At 69.9% G+C, this 15552-nt stretch carries 15 protein-coding genes; 9 read left to right on the top strand and 6 right to left on the bottom strand.

The genetic code is table 11. The annotated features are described in order from the left end of the window. Positions 1-9: 9 nt before the first annotated feature. The 5 genes from UN84_RS11020 to UN84_RS11000 are packed head-to-tail and all read right to left on the bottom strand — an operon-like array spanning position 10 to position 5186. A complete protein-coding gene (locus tag UN84_RS11020) occupies positions 10-1188 on the bottom strand; it encodes an acetyl-CoA C-acyltransferase (RefSeq protein WP_046080128.1) in 1179 nt (392 codons plus the stop codon). Beyond that, positions 1185-2465, bottom strand: coding sequence for an ArgE/DapE family deacylase (locus tag UN84_RS11015; RefSeq protein WP_046080129.1), 1281 nt, complete (start codon positions 2463-2465; stop codon positions 1185-1187). The genes UN84_RS11020 and UN84_RS11015 overlap by 4 nt, the downstream gene beginning before the upstream one ends. Then, positions 2465-3118: a 3-oxoacid CoA-transferase subunit B gene (locus tag UN84_RS11010; protein ID WP_046080130.1), complete on the bottom strand. Its 654-nt coding sequence runs from the start codon at positions 3116-3118 to the stop codon at positions 2465-2467. The genes UN84_RS11015 and UN84_RS11010 overlap by 1 nt, the downstream gene beginning before the upstream one ends. Beyond that, complete coding sequence (locus tag UN84_RS11005) at positions 3108-3809, bottom strand: CoA transferase subunit A (protein ID WP_046080131.1); 702 nt, start codon at positions 3807-3809, stop codon at positions 3108-3110. Before UN84_RS11005 ends, UN84_RS11010 begins: the two co-directional genes overlap by 11 nt. 6 nt (positions 3810-3815) lie before the next feature. Beyond that, positions 3816-5186: an aminotransferase family protein gene (locus UN84_RS11000; RefSeq protein ID WP_046080132.1), complete on the bottom strand. Its 1371-nt coding sequence runs from the start codon at positions 5184-5186 to the stop codon at positions 3816-3818. 106 nt (positions 5187-5292) lie between these two features. Between UN84_RS11000 and UN84_RS10995 the strand changes: the two genes are divergently transcribed. The 3 genes from UN84_RS10995 to cysK all read left to right on the top strand — a co-directional run bounded on the left by UN84_RS10995 (position 5293) and on the right by cysK (position 8357). Continuing rightward, positions 5293-6204: a LysR family transcriptional regulator gene (locus tag UN84_RS10995; RefSeq protein WP_046080133.1), complete on the top strand. Its 912-nt coding sequence runs from the start codon at positions 5293-5295 to the stop codon at positions 6202-6204. Between the two features lie 122 nt (positions 6205-6326). Continuing rightward, the gene (locus UN84_RS10990) at positions 6327-7361 is read left to right on the top strand and encodes a histone deacetylase family protein (RefSeq protein ID WP_046080134.1); all 1035 of its coding nucleotides are present in this window, start codon (positions 6327-6329) and stop codon (positions 7359-7361) included. Positions 7362-7385: 24 nt separating this feature from the next. After that, entirely contained in the window at positions 7386-8357 is a 972-nt protein-coding gene (gene cysK, locus UN84_RS10985) for a cysteine synthase A (protein WP_046080135.1), read from the top strand. 49 nt (positions 8358-8406) lie between these two features. On the opposite strand, the gene UN84_RS10980 is transcribed toward cysK, so the two are convergent. After that, positions 8407-9444, bottom strand: a complete 1038-nt coding sequence (locus tag UN84_RS10980) for a sodium:calcium antiporter (protein ID WP_046080136.1) — start codon at positions 9442-9444, stop codon at positions 8407-8409. 134 nt (positions 9445-9578) lie between these two features. Here UN84_RS10980 and UN84_RS10975 point away from each other — a divergent pair, with 134 nt between their 5' ends. The 6 genes from UN84_RS10975 (at position 9579) to UN84_RS10950 (ending at position 15409) form a co-directional block, all read left to right on the top strand. Further along, positions 9579-10658, top strand: coding sequence for an endonuclease/exonuclease/phosphatase family protein (locus UN84_RS10975; RefSeq protein WP_046080137.1), 1080 nt, complete (start codon positions 9579-9581; stop codon positions 10656-10658). A gap of 145 nt (positions 10659-10803) precedes the next feature. Beyond that, complete coding sequence (gene dnaX, locus UN84_RS10970; protein WP_173834999.1) at positions 10804-12828, top strand: DNA polymerase III subunit gamma/tau; 2025 nt, start codon at positions 10804-10806, stop codon at positions 12826-12828. Between the two features lie 100 nt (positions 12829-12928). Further along, entirely contained in the window at positions 12929-13255 is a 327-nt protein-coding gene (locus UN84_RS10965) for a YbaB/EbfC family nucleoid-associated protein (RefSeq protein WP_035599551.1), read from the top strand. An 87-nt stretch (positions 13256-13342) separates the two neighbouring features. After that, a complete protein-coding gene (recR, locus tag UN84_RS10960) occupies positions 13343-13948 on the top strand; it encodes a recombination mediator RecR (RefSeq protein WP_046080140.1) in 606 nt (201 codons plus the stop codon). A 34-nt stretch (positions 13949-13982) separates the two neighbouring features. After that, the gene (gene rnd / locus UN84_RS10955; RefSeq protein ID WP_046080498.1) at positions 13983-15110 is read left to right on the top strand and encodes a ribonuclease D; all 1128 of its coding nucleotides are present in this window, start codon (positions 13983-13985) and stop codon (positions 15108-15110) included. Then, positions 15107-15409: a YcgL domain-containing protein gene (locus tag UN84_RS10950; RefSeq protein WP_082090953.1), complete on the top strand. Its 303-nt coding sequence runs from the start codon at positions 15107-15109 to the stop codon at positions 15407-15409. The genes rnd and UN84_RS10950 overlap by 4 nt, the downstream gene beginning before the upstream one ends. Positions 15410-15552: the final 143 nt, after the last annotated feature.

Here is a 15552-nt window from a genome sequence, read left to right as displayed (position 1 = left end):
GCTTCGGTGTCAGCAGCGCTCCAGAATCATGGCGATGCCCTGGCCGCCGCCGATGCAGGCCGCCGCGCAGCCGTAGCGGCCTCGCTGGTGCTGAAGGGTGCGGGCGAGGGTGCCGGCCAGCCGGATGCCGGTGGCGCCGAGGGGATGGCCCAGCGCCAGGGCGCCGCCGAACACGTTCACGCGCTCGGGATCGAGCCCCAGGGTGTCGATGGCATAGAGCGGCACGGCGCTGAAGGCCTCGTTGATTTCCCAGGCGTCGATGTCGTCGACGCCTAGACCGGTGGCGGCGAGCGCGCGCTCGATGGCGGCGGCCGCGCCGGCGCCCATGCGCTCCGGCATCACGCCGCAGTCGACCACCTCGACCACCCGCGCCATGGGCGCGAGCCCGTGCCGGTTTAGGGCGGCCTCGGACATCACCAGGGCGGCGCCGGCGCCGGAGGTCAGAGGCGAGCTGTTGCCGGGGGTGACACGGCCGCCCTCGAGGAAGGCCGGGTCGAGCTCGGCCAGCTTCTCGAGGCTGGTGTCGGGGCGGATGTTGGCGTCGCGCTCGACCGGCTCGTCGGTGGCGTTGGTCAACACCAGTCGCTCGCCGTCGAACCAGCCTTCCCGCTCGGCCAGGCCGGCCCGCTGATGGGAGCGCAGGGCGAAGGCGTCCATGGCCTCCCGGGAGATGCCGGCCTCCCGGGCCAGGCGCTCGGCGGTCAGGCCCATGTTCATGGCCACGCTCAGGTCGAGGTCGTCCTTGCCCTGCAGGGCCTCGGGCACCGTCAGCACGCCTTCCTTGAACAGGCTCGGGCCCATCGGCACCCGCGACATGTTCTCGAAGCCGCCGGCCATGCCGGCCTGGATGGCGCCGGCCTGGATCTCGCGCACCGTGCCGCGCAGGGCCGCCAGGCCGGAGCCGCACTGTTGGTCGAACAGTCGCGAGGGGCAGCCATTGCCGAGCCGCGAGAGCCACAGCGGATAGCGGCCGCCGAAGCTCCACTGCTCCTTCACCGGCAGGGCGCAGCCGACGCCGAGGTCCTGGATGGCGTCGCCCTCGACCGCGTTGCGCGCCAGCAGGGCGTCGATCACCCGGCCGAGCAGCACGTCGCCGCGAGTGTCGGACCAGGCGTCCACCTCCGGCTTGCGGGGATGGGCGCGGGTGAAGGCGCTGCGCGCGAAGTCGACGAGATAGGCGGCGTTCATGAGGCGCTCCTCGCGGTGTCGCCGGTGGCCCAGCGATGGATGAACAGGGCGTAGGTGGTCAGCACCCGGCGGATGGAGTCGATCTCGACGCACTCGTCGACGCCGTGGATGCGCTGGGCGATCGGGCCGTAGCAGGTGCCGTTGATTCCGCCCGAGACGTGGAAGGCACGCAGGTCGGTGGTGCAAGTCGAGAGGTAGTGCGCCGGCGGCGCGCCGACCAGGTCCTCGTGGCAGCGCGACAGCAGGCGGATCTCCGGCGTGTCGAGGTCGACCAGATGGCCCTCGGAGCGAAAGCCGTGGAACTCGACCCGCGGCGCGGGGCTGCCGTCGTCCAGCGCGCGGTGATGCGCGGCGACGACCTCGCGCACCCGCGCCATCACCTCGTCGGCACTCATGCCCGGCGGGAAGCCGACGCGGCCCTCGAGGATGGCGTGGGCCGGCACGCTGGAGGCCCAGTTGCCGCCCTCGATCTTGCCGATGCTGAGATTGAAGGGATGCTCCAGGGCGTCGTAGGGCGCCGGCCGGGGCAGGGCGTTGATCTCGTCCTCCAGCGCCTTGAAGGCCGGCAGGTAGCCCTGCAGGGTCTCGATGGCGTTGCTGCCGGCGCGGGTGTCCAGCACGTGGGCCGGCACGCCGTCGACGCGCATTCGGAACCACAGCACGCCCACCTGGCCGCTGTAGATCTGGGCGCCGAAGGGCTCGGGGATCAGCACGAAGTCGCCGCTGTAGCCCTGATGCAGGCAGGCCAGTGCGCCGTTGCCGGTGCATTCCTCCTCGATCACGGTCTGCAGGGTCAGCGGGAAATCGATCTCGATGCCGCTCTCGCGCACCGCCTGCACGGCCATCACCATGGCGGCGATGCCGGCCTTCATGTCGCCGGCGCCGCGGCCGTACAGCCAGCCGTCCTGCTCCCAGGGCTCCCAGGGCGGCCGTGTCCACATGTCGGTGGGCTCGGCGGGCACCACGTCGAGATGGCCGTTGAGCACCAGATGGGGCTTGTCGGCGTCCGGGTTCAGCCGGCTGACCAGGTTGTAGCGACCCTCGTTCGACCACTCGGTGGGCGCGCGGTGGGGATGATCGGCGAAGCCCGGGGCATCCAGGGCGACGCGCTCGGCCGGCAGGTCGAGCCGCTCGAACCAGCGCTCCATGGTGTCGAGCACGCCGCGTTCCTGGCCCAGCACGCTGTAGCCGCGCACCAGGTCGCGGGTCAGGTCGAGGGTGGTGTCCATCAGCGCCTCGCAGCGCTCGAGCAGCCGCGTTTCGGTGGCATTCAGCATCAGAACCTCCCCAGCCGGTGTTCGTCGATGATCAGTTCGGCCTCGGTGGCCGCGCGCAGGGAGGCCACGTCGAGCCCCTCGGCGATGTCCACGACCTCGAGGCCCGCCTCGGTCACGTTCATCACCGCCTTCTCGGTGATGATCGTCGAGACGCAGTGCCGTGCCGTCAGTGGCAGCCGGCACTGGCGCAGGATCTTGGCATTGCCGTGCTTGTCGTTGTGCGAGCAGAGCACCACCAGCCGCCGGACCTTCTGGGCCAGCTCCATGGCGCCGCCGATGCCGGGCGAGAACTTGCCGGGAATCTTCCAGTTGGCGAGGTTGCCCTGCTGGTCGACCTCGAAGGCGCCCATGAAGGTCACGTCGACCCGGCTGCGGCGGATCATGGCGAAGGACAGGGCGCTGTCGAAGACGCTGGCCCCGGGCCGGGTGCCGATATAGGCGCCGCCGGAGTCGATCATCTCGAGGTCGGGCTCGGCATCGGGCTCGAGGGGCTGGCAGCCCAGCACGCCGTTCTCGGAGTGCACCAGCACCTCCATGTCCGGCGGCAGGTAGTGGAACAGCCGGGTGGGCAGGCCGATGCCGAGGTTGACGATCTGCCCGGAGGCGACCTCCCGCGCGGCGCGGGCGAGGATGCGTTCCTGATCAGACGGCATGGGCGTGGTCTCCCTGTTGGTCGTCGGCGGGGTCGACCTGCACGACCTGGCTGATGAAGGCGCAGGGCGTGTGGATGGAGGCCGGCGCCAGCCGGCCGGCGGCCTCGACCCGATAGGCCTGGGCGATGACGCGGTCGGCGGCCATGGCCATCAGCGGATTGAAGTTGATCGCGGTGCCGCGATAGACGAGGTTGCCGTATGCATCTGCCAGGTCGGCGTGCACCAGGGCGAAGTCGGCGCGGATGGCTGGCTCGATCGCCCAGGTCCGGCCGTCGCAGTCGATCTCGCGGCGGCCCTCGCCGATCTCGGTGCCCAGGCCGATGTCGGTCAGGAAACCGTAGTGGCCGGCGCCGGCGCAGCGGATCTTCTCGGCCAGCAGCCCCTGGGGATGGATCTCCACGCTCAGGCGGCCCTGGTTCATCTCCTCGATGGCGACCCGGTTGAGGCCGATGTGCGAGGTGATCAGCCGCTCGACGCGGCCGGCGCGGATCAGCGGGCCGATGCCGATGTCCGGTTCGTTGGCGTCGTTCTTGATCAGCGTCAGGCGTTTCTGGCCCTGGGCCAGCAGTTCGTCGAGCAGCGCGCACGGCGTGCCCGGCGTGCCGAAGCCGCCGACCATGATCGAGGCGCCGTCGGGAATGGCGGCGATGGCCGCCTCGAGCGTGGTGTGCTTGTGATTGAGCCGTGTCATGGGAGATCAGCCTGTGATGCCGTGAGCGGAGGGCGTGGCGTGGGCGTCGCGCAGCGGCGCCACTTCGCGGTCGAGCCGGTCGAGGGCGCGCCCCAGGCGTTCGAGCAGCAGTGCGGTCTCGTCCTCGTCGATGGTGAACGGCGGGCTGACCAGGAAATGGTCTCCGGCGCGGCCGTCCAGGCTGCGGCGCGGATAGATGAGCAGCCCTTCCTCCTTGGCCAGCGCCGTGATGCGGGCGAAGAGGTTGGCCTCGGCGGGGAAGGGCGTCTTCCCGACCGGGTCCATGACCAGCTCCACGCCCCACAGCAGGCCGAGGCCGCGCACGTCGCCGATCCAGTCATGGCGGGCCTTGAGGGCCTCGAGCCCCAGCTGCAGCTGGCGGCCGCGGGCGTTGACGTTGTCCATCAGGCCCTCGCGGCGGATCGCCTCGACGGCGGCCAGGCCGGTGGCGCAGGCCAGCGGATTGCCGGCATAGGTGTGGCCGTGCTGGAAGCCGCCGCCGGCCATCACGGTGTCGACGATGTCCTCGCGGCACAGCAGCGCGCCCACCGGGTAGTAGCCGGCGCCCAGGCCCTTGGCGGTGGTCAGCAGGTCCGGCACCACGCCCCAGTGCTGATAGGCGAACCAGCGGCCGGTGCGGCCCACGCCACACAGCACCTCGTCGAAGATCAGCAGGCAGCCGAACTCGTCGCACAGCTCGCGCAGCCCCTCCAGGTAGGTTCGGTCGACCAGCCGGGCGCCGGTGCTGGCGCCGCCGACCGGCTCGACGACGATGGCGATGACGGTGTCGCCACCGGCGGTCTCGATCCGCTCGCGGGTCTCGTCGAGCACGCGGCGCACATGGGCCTCGCGGTCCGCCTCCGGCTGGCGATAGAAGTCCGGGCCGGGCACCTTGAGCGAGCCCGAAGTGATGTCGGCGAAGGGCGCTTCCAGCGGCTGGTAGCCGGTGACGCCGAGCGCGCCGAGGGTGCTGCCGTGATAGGACGGGCGCAGCGAGACGAAGTGGCGGCGCTGGGGCTCGCCGCGGGCGGTGAAGTACTGGCGCGCCAGCTTGAGCGCGGACTCAACGGCCTCGGAGCCGCTGGAGACGAAGAACACCTTCTTCAGCGCGCCTTCGGTCATCTCGACCAGGGAGTTGCCCAGCGCCATGGCCGGCGCGTTCTCGAACTGGGTGCGATAGGTGAAGGCGACGCGGTCGAGCTGCGCCGTCATGGCGTCGCGGATGTCCTGGCGGCCGTGGCCGAGGTTGCAGGAAATCGCCCCGGAGCAGCCGTCGAGGTACTCCTTTCCCCGGGTGTCCCAGAGGAAGACGCCCTGGCCGTGACTGACTTCCGGCATGGCGGGACCGGCCTGATAGAACAGGGGAGAGGTGGTCATGGTATCGGTCCGTTGTGGTTGTGTTGTCGGGATATCGCCAGTCTAGGTAGGCACGTTATGCTATTTCAATATATGATGTTTTTACCGAATTCTATGACTTTGAATCATGCCTGACGTCAATATCCATTCCCTCAAGGCGCTCGCCATCTTCAAGACCCTGTTCGAGGCGGGCAGCGCCTCCCAGGCGGCGCGGATCCTGGGCATCACCCAGTCCGGCGTCAGCCGCTCGCTGTCGCAGCTGGAGCAGAATCTGGGACTCTCGCTGTTCCTGCGCGAGAAGAACCGGCTGGTGGCCACGCCCGAGGCGCGGGAGCTCTACGAGGAGATCCTGCGGCTGATGGGCAATATCGAGGAGCTGCGCCACAGCGTGCTGGCGCTCAAGGAGTTCGGCACCTCGCGACTGCGCATCGCCGCCATTCCGGGGCTGGCCTTCGGCTTCGTGCCGCAGCTGATCGCCACGCTGCTCGAGGACAATCGCGGCTTCAGCATCAGCTTCGACATGATGTCGAGCCACGAGGTGCTGCGGGAGGTCGAGTCGGGCCATGCCGATATCGGCTTCGTGACGCTGCCGGTGAGCTCCCGGGTGCTGCGGGTCGAGGAGTGGCTGACGACCCATGCGCGATGTCTGGTGCCGAAGGGGCACGCGCTAGCCACGCGCCGCGAGGTGACCATCGACGATCTCCGGGACGAGTATCTGGTGATCAGCAACCAGCCCAATGTCGGGGCCGACCCGCTGCTGAACCTGGCCACGCAGCACGGCATCCACATCGCCGGCAAGACCGAGGCCAATATCGGCGCCATCAGCGCCCTGGTGGCGAACGGCGTCGGCATCAGCGTGATGAATCCGATCACCGCGACCGACCAGCTCGCGCATCGCGACGAGGTGGTGATGCTGCCGTTCCGCCCGGAGATCGATTTCGGCTTCGGGCTGGTCTATCGCGACGACTGGCAGCAGGCGCGGGCGCTGGAGTTCCTCCGATCCAGCGGCCGGGAGCTGCTGCAGCGCTATCCGCAGTGAGGCGGGGCGCCGAGGGTGTCGCCGGGGCCGCGGCGGTGGCATGCTAGCGGTCCGGTGACGATGCGATTCCGTGCGTCGTCGTTGAACCTCTGCTTCACGATCCTGGCAGGAGCCCTCGCGACATGTTGACCTTCCACAGTGATGACACCGGCCTGCGCCGTGCCCGTACCGAGCTCGATGGTGGCGAGCTGGTGACGCCCTACGAGTGCCCCGAGCGGGTCGAGCTGGTACTGAGGCGCGTGCGCGAGGTGGGGCTCGGCGAGGTGCGCGCCCCCGAGGCGTTTGGCCTCGAGCCGGTGCTGGCGGTGCACGACCGCGGCTACGTCGACTTCCTTGCCAGCTGCTGGGACGACTGGCGGGCGGCGGGCAAGCGCGGCGAGGCGATTCCCTGGGTCTGGCCGACCCGTGCGCTGCGCGACGACCGGGTGCCCGAGCATATCGACGGACGGATCGGCTTCTATGCCCAGTCCGCCGATACCTCGATCTGCGCCGGCACCTTCGACGCCGCCATGGCCAGCAAGGACATCGCGCTGTCGGCCGTCTCCCACACCCTGGCCACCGGCGAGCCCGCCTTCGGGCTGTGCCGGCCGCCGGGTCATCATGCCGCCAGCGACCAGTTCGGCGGCTACTGCTTCTTCAACAACGCCGCCATCGCCGCCCAGCATGCGCTGGACAGCGGCAGAGGGCGCGTGGCGGTGCTGGACGTCGATTTCCACCACGGCAACGGCACCCAGCAGATCTTCTACGAGCGCGACGACGTGCTGTTCGCCTCGCTGCACGGCGACCCGCGCACCTGCTTCCCCTACTTCCTGGGCCACGCCGACGAGACCGGCCGCGGGCGAGGGGAGGGTTTCAACCACAACTATCCGATGGCACCGGGAACGGGCTTCGATGTCTGGTCCCGAGCGCTCGACGACGCCCTGACGCGCATTCGCGAGGCCGGCTGCGAGCTGCTGGTGGTCTCGCTGGGCGTCGACGCCTTCGAACACGATCCCATCAGCGCCTTCAAGCTGACCAGCAACGACTTCACCGAGCTCGGCCGGCGACTGGCCGGCGCGGGGCTGCCCACGACCTTCCTGCTCGAGGGCGGTTACGCGGTCGAGGAGATCGGCATCAACGCCGTGAACGTGCTGACCGGCTTCGAGGCCGCCCGTTAATTCGCCCATCACAAGGAACGATCCATGGCACGCATCTACGACGACAATTCCCGCTCGATCGGCAACACCCCGCTGGTCCGGCTCAACCGGGTCAGCGAAGGGGCCACGATCTGGGCCAAGATTGAGGGCCGCAACCCGGCCTACTCGGTGAAGTGCCGCATCGGCGCGGCGATGATCTGGGACGCCGAGGAGCGCGGCGTGCTCAAGCCCGGGATGAGCATCGTCGAGCCCACCAGCGGCAACACCGGCATCGCCCTGGCCTTCGTCGCCGCGGCCCGCGGCTATCCGCTGGTGCTGACCATGCCGGCCTCCATGAGCCTCGAGCGGCGCAAGGTGCTCAAGGCGCTGGGCGCCGAACTGGTGCTGACCGAGCCCGCCAAGGGCATGGCCGGCGCCATCGCCAAGGCCAAGGAGCTGGCCGAGGCCGAGCCGGAGACCTACTTCCTGCCGCAGCAGTTCGAGAATCCGGCCAACCCGCGCATCCACGAGACCACCACCGGCCCCGAGATCTGGCACGACACCGACGGCCAGGTCGATGTCTTCGTCGCCGGCGTGGGCACCGGCGGCACCCTCACCGGCGTCTCGCGCTACATCAAGCAGACCCAGGGCAAGGCCATCACCAGCGTGGCGGTGGAGCCGGTCGACTCGCCGGTGATCGCCCAGACCCGGGACGGCCAGGCACCGACGCCGGCGCCGCACAAGATCCAGGGCATCGGTGCCGGCTTCGTGCCCGCCAACCTCGATCTGTCGCTGGTCGACCGCATCGAGGCCGTGGGCAACGACGAGGCCATGGAGATGGCACACCGACTGATGCAGGAAGAAGGCATCCTGTGCGGTATCTCCTGCGGCGCCGCCGTGGCCGCCGCGGTGCGCCTCGGGCGTGATCCGGCCTTCGCAGGCAAGAACATCGTCGTGATCCTGCCGGACAGCGCCGAGCGCTATCTCTCTTCGCCGCTGTTCGCCGGCCGCTTCGGCGAGCAGGAAACCGAGCAGTAAGCCGCATTCCCCGTGCCAGCCCCGGCGGCCGCCGGGGCATCGCCGCCGCCTATCCCCTGGGCGGCGGCAGGCTCGGCACCAGGTCCACCACCCCGAACGTCTCCATCCCGATCCATGCCAGGAAGCCGGCGTAAAGGGCCAGCAGGGCCACGCATTCGGGGTTCGTCAACACCATGCCGGTACGCATCATCAGGAACAGCGCCACCGTGGCGGCGGTGAGCACCGCCATCATCGGCGCGGCGACGGAGAAGTTGATCATGGCGGTGCCGGCGATCAGCACGCCGGCCGGGATGCACACCAGCAGGTCGAAGGTGTTGCTGCCCAGCACGTTGGCGATGCTGGTGACGCCGCGGCCCTGACGGGCGGCGCGGATCGAGACGAAGGCATCGGGAATCGAGGTGCCGGCGGCCACCACGGTGATGCCCCACAGGAAGCTCGGGGTGTCGAAGATCTCGCCGAACGCGATCGCCGCCCGGACCAGACCCTCCACGCCGATCACGATCACCGCCAGCGACAGCGCCAGCCGCGCCCATTCGCGGCCCGGGCGCACGTTGCCGGCGTCGACCTCGCTCTCGTGGTCGAGGGTGTCCTGGTACTGCACGAACAGGTAGAGCCCGTAGAGCGCCACCGGCATCAGCGCCAGGCCACGGGTCAGCTCGCCGCGGATGGCGCCGCCCGTCGCCTCGGCGGGGTGATAGATGGCGGCGAAGGCGAAGGTCAGGGTCAGCACCGCCACCGCGATCATGTAGAACTGGGCTTCCTTGTAGACCAGGTCGCGGTTGGCGGTCAGCGGGTGGCGACTGGCCAGCCCGGAGACGGCGGGAATCACCAGGATGTTGAACAGCGCCGAACCGACGATCGCCGCCACGCCGAGCTCGAACTCGCCATGCACCAGGGTGGAGATCACCGTGGTGGAGAGCTCCGGGAAGCTCGAGCCCACGGCCACCACGATGGCGCCCTGGACGATGTCTGGCAGCCGGTAGTGGGCCGCGAGCCGCTCGCTGCTGGTTTCCAGCAGGCCGCTGCCGCGCCAGACGATGGCGGTGGCCGCCACGGCCACGAGGCTCCAGAGCAGGATGGCAGGCATCGGGGCGTCCCTTCCTTGAATGACGGGTTTCCAGCCTAACAGCCTGCTGCCGTCGGTAGCATATTGGCGACCGCTGATATTGATGTCGCCATCGCCGACCGGCAGGATAGCGCCTTTCCGACATGGAGGGGCGCATGCAACGTCTTGTCTTGGCAGGTTTTCTTACACTGGCTCTGGCCGGTTTCCCGGGGCTGGCCGGCGCCGCGGTGATCGGCAGCTGGAACCTCGAACATCTGGGCTGGAACAACGACAAACGGCTCGATCTGGTGGCCCGGGTGGCCGGACGCTTCGACCTGCTGGCGGTGCAGGAACTGATGAACGACGAGGCGCTGGCGGCGCTGGAGCAAGAGCTCGAGGCCGTGTCCGGCGAGGCATGGTCGTCGATGGCCAGCCACGCCGTGGGGCGCAGCCGCTACCAGGAGCACTACGGCTTCCTGTGGCGCGAGTCGCGCATCGCCTCGCTCGGCGGCGGGGCGGTGTATATCGATCGCGGCGACGTCTTCGCCCGCGAACCTTTCTCGGCGCGCTTCCGTGATCGTGAGAACGACGACGCCTTCGTCGCCGCCACGGTGCACGTGGTTTACGGCGACGGTCTCGCCGACCGTCGGCCCGAGGTCGAGGCCCTGGCCGACTACTGGCAATGGCTCGACGAGGCCTATCCCGACACCCCGCGAATGCTGATGGGCGACTTCAACATGGCGCCAGACGATCCCGCCTGGGCACCGCTGAGGGCGCTCGGCGTGGTGCCGGCGCTGAACGGTCAGGCCACCACGCTCGGCACCACTCCGGGCCGCTACGCCAGTCCCTACGACAACATCTGGTATCGGCCGGACCGCCTGAGCCCGCAGGCACTTGGCATGCTGCGCTATCCGGCGCTGACCGGCCTCGATCATGTTGCGGCCCGCGAGCACGTCTCCGACCACGCGCCGGTCTATCTGGCGCTGCATCAGGGCGAACTGCGTGCTCTGCCGCCCGGCGCCGGTGAGGTGGCCGGTGCCGGCGGCGCCTCCCATGCCCGTGCGGCCGGCTGCATCGATCTCAATGCCAGCTCCGTGGCCATGCTCGAGCGCCTGCCGCACATCGGCCCGGCCCGCGCCGAGTCCATCGTGGACGGCCGACCCTGGGCGGGCAGCGGTGAGCTCTCACGTATCGACGGCATCGCCGTCGGGCGTCTCGCCGACATCCGCGACAGCGGCCGGCTGTGCAGCGGCTGACCCGCTCCGGTCCACGCTTTGCGCCCGGGCCGCCACCCGGTAGAATGTGGACCATCTCTTCAAGCCCGTCGGTCGGCGATTCGCGCACCGGCGGGGCTTTCGTGTTCGGCTGCCAGCCAGCCCAGCCGCAAGGATTTCGAGCTGCATGAGCTATCAGGTTCTGGCCCGCAAGTGGCGGCCGCGTACCTTCCATGAACTGGTCGGCCAGGAGCATGTCCAGCGCGCGCTGGTCAACGCCCTGGACCAGGGCCGGCTGCACCACGCCTACCTGTTCACCGGTACCCGCGGGGTCGGCAAGACCACGCTGGCGCGCATCCTCGCCAAGTGCCTGAACTGCACCGCGGGCGGGCAGGGCGACGAGGGCGTGACCTCCACGCCCTGCGGCCAGTGCCCCAGCTGCGAGGCCATCGACGACGGGCGCTTCGTCGACCTGATCGAGGTCGACGCCGCCTCGCGTACCAAGGTCGAAGACACCCGCGAGCTGCTCGACAACGTGCAGTACGCGCCGACCCAGGGCCGCTACAAGGTGTACCTCATCGACGAGGTGCACATGCTCTCCACCAGCAGCTTCAACGCGCTGCTCAAGACCCTGGAAGAGCCGCCGCCCCACGTGAAGTTCCTGCTGGCCACCACCGACCCGCAGAAGCTGCCGCCCACGGTGCTGTCGCGCTGCCTGCAGTTCACCCTCAAGCACATGCCGCCGGAGCGCATCGTCGGCCACCTCTCCAAGGTGCTCGAAGCCGAATCGGTCTCCTTCGAGGAGAGCGCGCTGTGGCTGCTCGGCAAGGCGGCCGAGGGTTCCATGCGCGACGCCATGAGCCTGACCGACCAGGCGATCGCCTTCGGCCAGGGCGAGGTGCGCCACGCCGACGTGGCGGCGATGCTCGGCACCCTCGACCATCGCCACGTGCTGGCGCTGCTCGAGGCCATGGCCGAGGTCGACGCCGCGAGGGTGCTGGCCGAGGTCGCCGCCCTGGCCGAGCAGGGCCCGGACTTCGCCGGCGTGCTCGACGACGTCACCGGGGTGCTGCACCGCCTGGCCGTGGCGCAGATGGTGCCCGACGCCCTGGACAACGGCCACGGCGACCGCGAGACGCTGCTGGCGCTGGCCGCGCGTTTCACCGCCGAGGACATCCAGCTCTACTACCAGATCGGCATCCAGGGTCGCGGCGACATGGCCCACGCGCCGGACCTGCGCACCGCCCTGGAGATGACCCTGCTGCGCATGCTGGCCTTCCGCCCCCAGGGTGTGCCGAAGCCGGCCCAGACGCCGCTGCCCATGCGCGGCGATGGTGGCGCTCCTGCGGCCGGAGGCGGCACCGGGCCGGCGGGTGGCAGCGATCAAGCCGCCAGTGCCGCGCCAGCGCAGAGTGTGGCGCCTGGCGCCGCTGCGCCGCAGCCGGCGGCCGAATCCGCCCCGGCCCCCGAGCCGATGCCTGAACCGGCTCCGGCGCCAGCACCGGTCGAGTCCGCCGCCGTCCCGCCGCCGGCTCCTGAGGCCGCGCCGGAAACCGCGCCGTCCGAGCTCGCGGCAGCCGAATCGGCCCCCGAGCCGCCGCCCTGGATCCAGGACGTGCCTGTCCAGGACGCGCCTGTTCAGGAAGCGTCCGCTCAGGCGGCACCCGCGCCTGAACCCGCAGCGCCTCAGCCACAAGTGCCCGCGCCGCAGCCTGAGCCCGCGCCGGTCGCGGCGGCTCCCGAGCCCGAGGCTCAGGCCGTGCCGGCCGAGGCACCGGCCGCCCCCTCGGCTGCCGACGCCGCTCCGGGCGAGCTGAGCCATGCCGACTGGCTGGAGCGCTTCGACGCGCTGGGCCTGTCCGGCCTGACGCGCAACCTGGCGGCCCATTGCGTGGTCGAAGCCGACGACGGCGACGCCCTGACGCTGCGGCTGGATCCGTCCCAGGCGGCGATGAAGGCCGACGTCCACGTCGAGCGCATTCGCGAGGCGCTGGCCGGGGCCGGTTTCACGCGGCGCCTGACGATCGCCGACGGGCCGCTGCCCGAGGGCGTCGAGACGCCGCGCCAGCGCGCCGACCGCCTGGCCGCCGAGCGCCACGCCGAGGCGGTGGCCGCGCTGCAGGCCGACCCCCAGGTACAGAAGCTTCAGCAGGCCTTCGGGGCCCGGCTGATCGAGACCACGGTGAAGCCCGTCGAGGCGGCGCGTCACTGAACGGACGCCAACGCCACGCGTCGGAAGGGGTAACACCGACCGTACACGACACCGGCTGCCCGGGTGGCCGGACAGAACATCCAATCGAGAGGACGTCACCATGATGAAAGGTGGAATGGGCAACCTGATGAAGCAGGCTCAGGAAATGCAGGAGAAGATGCAGAAGGCCCAGGAAGAGGTCGCCAAGGCCGAGGTTCACGGCGAGGCCGGTGCCGGCATGATCAAGATCACCATGAACGGCCGCCACGACGTGCTCAAGGTCGACATCGACCCGAGCGTCATGGAAGAGGACAAGGAGCTGCTCGAGGACCTGCTGGCCGCCGCCGTGAATGACGCCGTGCGCAAGGTCGAGGCCAACTCCAAGGAGATGATGGAAGACGCCACCTCCGGCCTGAACCTGCCGCCGGGCTTCAAGATGCCGTTCTGAAGCCTCTGCCGGAACGCAACGACGAGAGATGAGCGCCCGCGTGGCGCTCATCTCGTCCCATGACGAGACCTGAGCCCTGAACGACTCATGAGCTTTTCTCCCCTGGTCGAACGGCTGATGGAGGCCTTCCGGGTGCTCCCCGGCGTCGGCCCCAAGACCGCCCAGCGCATGGCCATGCATCTGCTCGAGCGCGACCGCGACGGCGGCCGGCGGCTGGTCGAGTCGCTCGGCACGGCCCTCGAGGCGGTCGGCTACTGCCGGCGCTGTCGCACCCTCACCGAGGAGGAACTGTGCGGCATCTGTGCCAGTCCGCGCCGCGACGACGGCGTGCTGTGCGTGGTCGAATCCCCGGCCGACCAGCTGGCCATCGAGGAGGCCGGCGGCTATCAGGGCCGCTACTTCGTGCTGCACGGTCACCTGTCGCCGCTGGACGGCGTCGGGCCCGAAGACATCGGCCTCGACCGGCTGGAGGCGCGGGTCGCCGAGGCCGGCGTCGAGGAGGTGATCCTGGCCACCAATCCCACGGTGGAAGGGGAGGCCACGGCCCACTACATCGCCTCCCAGCTCGCGCCGCTGGGGCTCAAGCTCTCGCGCCTGGCCTATGGCGTGCCCATGGGCGGCGAGCTCGAATACGTCGACGGCGGTACCCTGAGCCGGGCCTTCAACGGCCGGCTGCCTTTCCAGGGCGAATGATCGCCGTTCCATCCCTGCCATGCCGGATGACCGCATGTCCCTGACACCCGAGATCCGCTGGATCGACACTCCCGAGGCGCTGGACGCCGCCTGCGCCGAGGTGGCCGAGGCCGACGTCCTGGCCCTGGATACCGAATTCTTCCGCGAGCGCACCTTCCACCCGGTGCCGGCGCTGATCCAGTTCTGTGCCGGCGGGCCGGCCTACCTGGTCGACCCCCAGGAGGTCGCCTGCACCGAGCGCTTTCGCCGCCTGCTCGCCGAGGGGCCGCTGAAGCTGCTGCACGCCTCCAGCGAGGACCTGGAAGTCTTCGCCCACTGGGCCGGCGTGCCCATCGCGCCGCTGGTGGACACCCAGATCGCCCAGGCGCTGCTCGGCGAAGTGACCTCCATGGGCTACCAGAAGCTGGTCGAGTACTGGGTGGGCGAGACCCTGCCCAAGGACGAGACCCGCTCGAACTGGCTCGAGCGCCCGCTCTCCGAGGCCCAGAAGACCTACGCGGCGCTGGACGTGGTCTATTTGCTGGACGTCTGGGAGCACCAGCGCGAGTCCCTGGAACGCCACGGCCGCCTGGCGTGGCTCGAGGAAGACTGTGCCGCCCTGACCGACCAGGCCTCGCGCAGCGACGAGGCCGACGGCCAGTGGTACTTGCGCCAGCGCAACCTGTGGCGGCTGGGCCCGCGCCAGATCGAGGCCTATCGCCTGATGACCACCTGGCGCGAGGGCGAGGTGCGTCGCCGCGACCTGCCGCGCAGCTGGCTGGTCAGCGACAAGCTGCTGTTCGCCATCGCCGAGCGGCTGCCCGAGAATCGCTACGAACTGGCCGCGGTGGAGGGCATCAAGCCGCCGCTGGTCAAGCGCGAGGGCGACGTCCTGCTGGCGCTGGTCAAGGAGGCGCGCTTCCTCGACGAGGCGGAGCTGCCGTCGGTGCCGCTGTCGCCCTTGTCGCCGGCCTTCAAGCGCTGCCTGAAGGCGATGAAAAAGGTGGTGAATCTCGAGGCCGAGTCCCTGGGGCTGGCCCCCGAGATGCTGATGCGCCGCCGCGACCTGGAGGCCCTGGCCAGCGCCCGGCTGCGTGGCCGCCCGCTGCCGCTGCCCGCTGGCTGGCGCGGCGAGCGTCTCGCCGCTTCCCTGGAACGTGCCCTGAGTGAGGTCCCCGCATGACCACCATGAACGGCAAGCTGCTGTGCGAGGTCTTCAAGAGCCCGCGCAAGGACGAGATGTACCTGTACGTGGACAAGCGCCGCGGCCTCGAGGACGTGCCCGAGGCGCTGCTCGAGCGCTTCGGCAAGCCGGTCTCGGCGCTGACGCTGATCCTCACGCCCGAGAAGCCGCTGGCCCGCACCCGCGGCGCCGAGGTCATGGCCGCCATCGAGGAGAAGGGGTTCTACCTGCAGATGCCGCCGGCCAAGGAGGACTATCTGCTGGATCTTTATCGCACGCCCACGGAAGCGAAATACTAGGCTTCCTTCGGGCTTCGGGCTTCGGGCTTCGGGCTTCGGGCTTCGGACTTCGGGCTCGGCTATGAGATGTGGGCTGTGGGCCGTGGCCCGGCATCTTGCGATGAATCGCTCGCCGCCCGGAGCTCGCTGCTCGCGGCTTGTTG

This window comes from Halomonas sp. HG01 (genome assembly GCF_000968715.2).
In the GTDB taxonomy this organism is placed as follows: Bacteria; Pseudomonadota; Gammaproteobacteria; order Pseudomonadales; family Halomonadaceae; genus Halomonas; species Halomonas halophila.
This window is presented reverse-complemented; position numbering and strand designations above follow the sequence as displayed.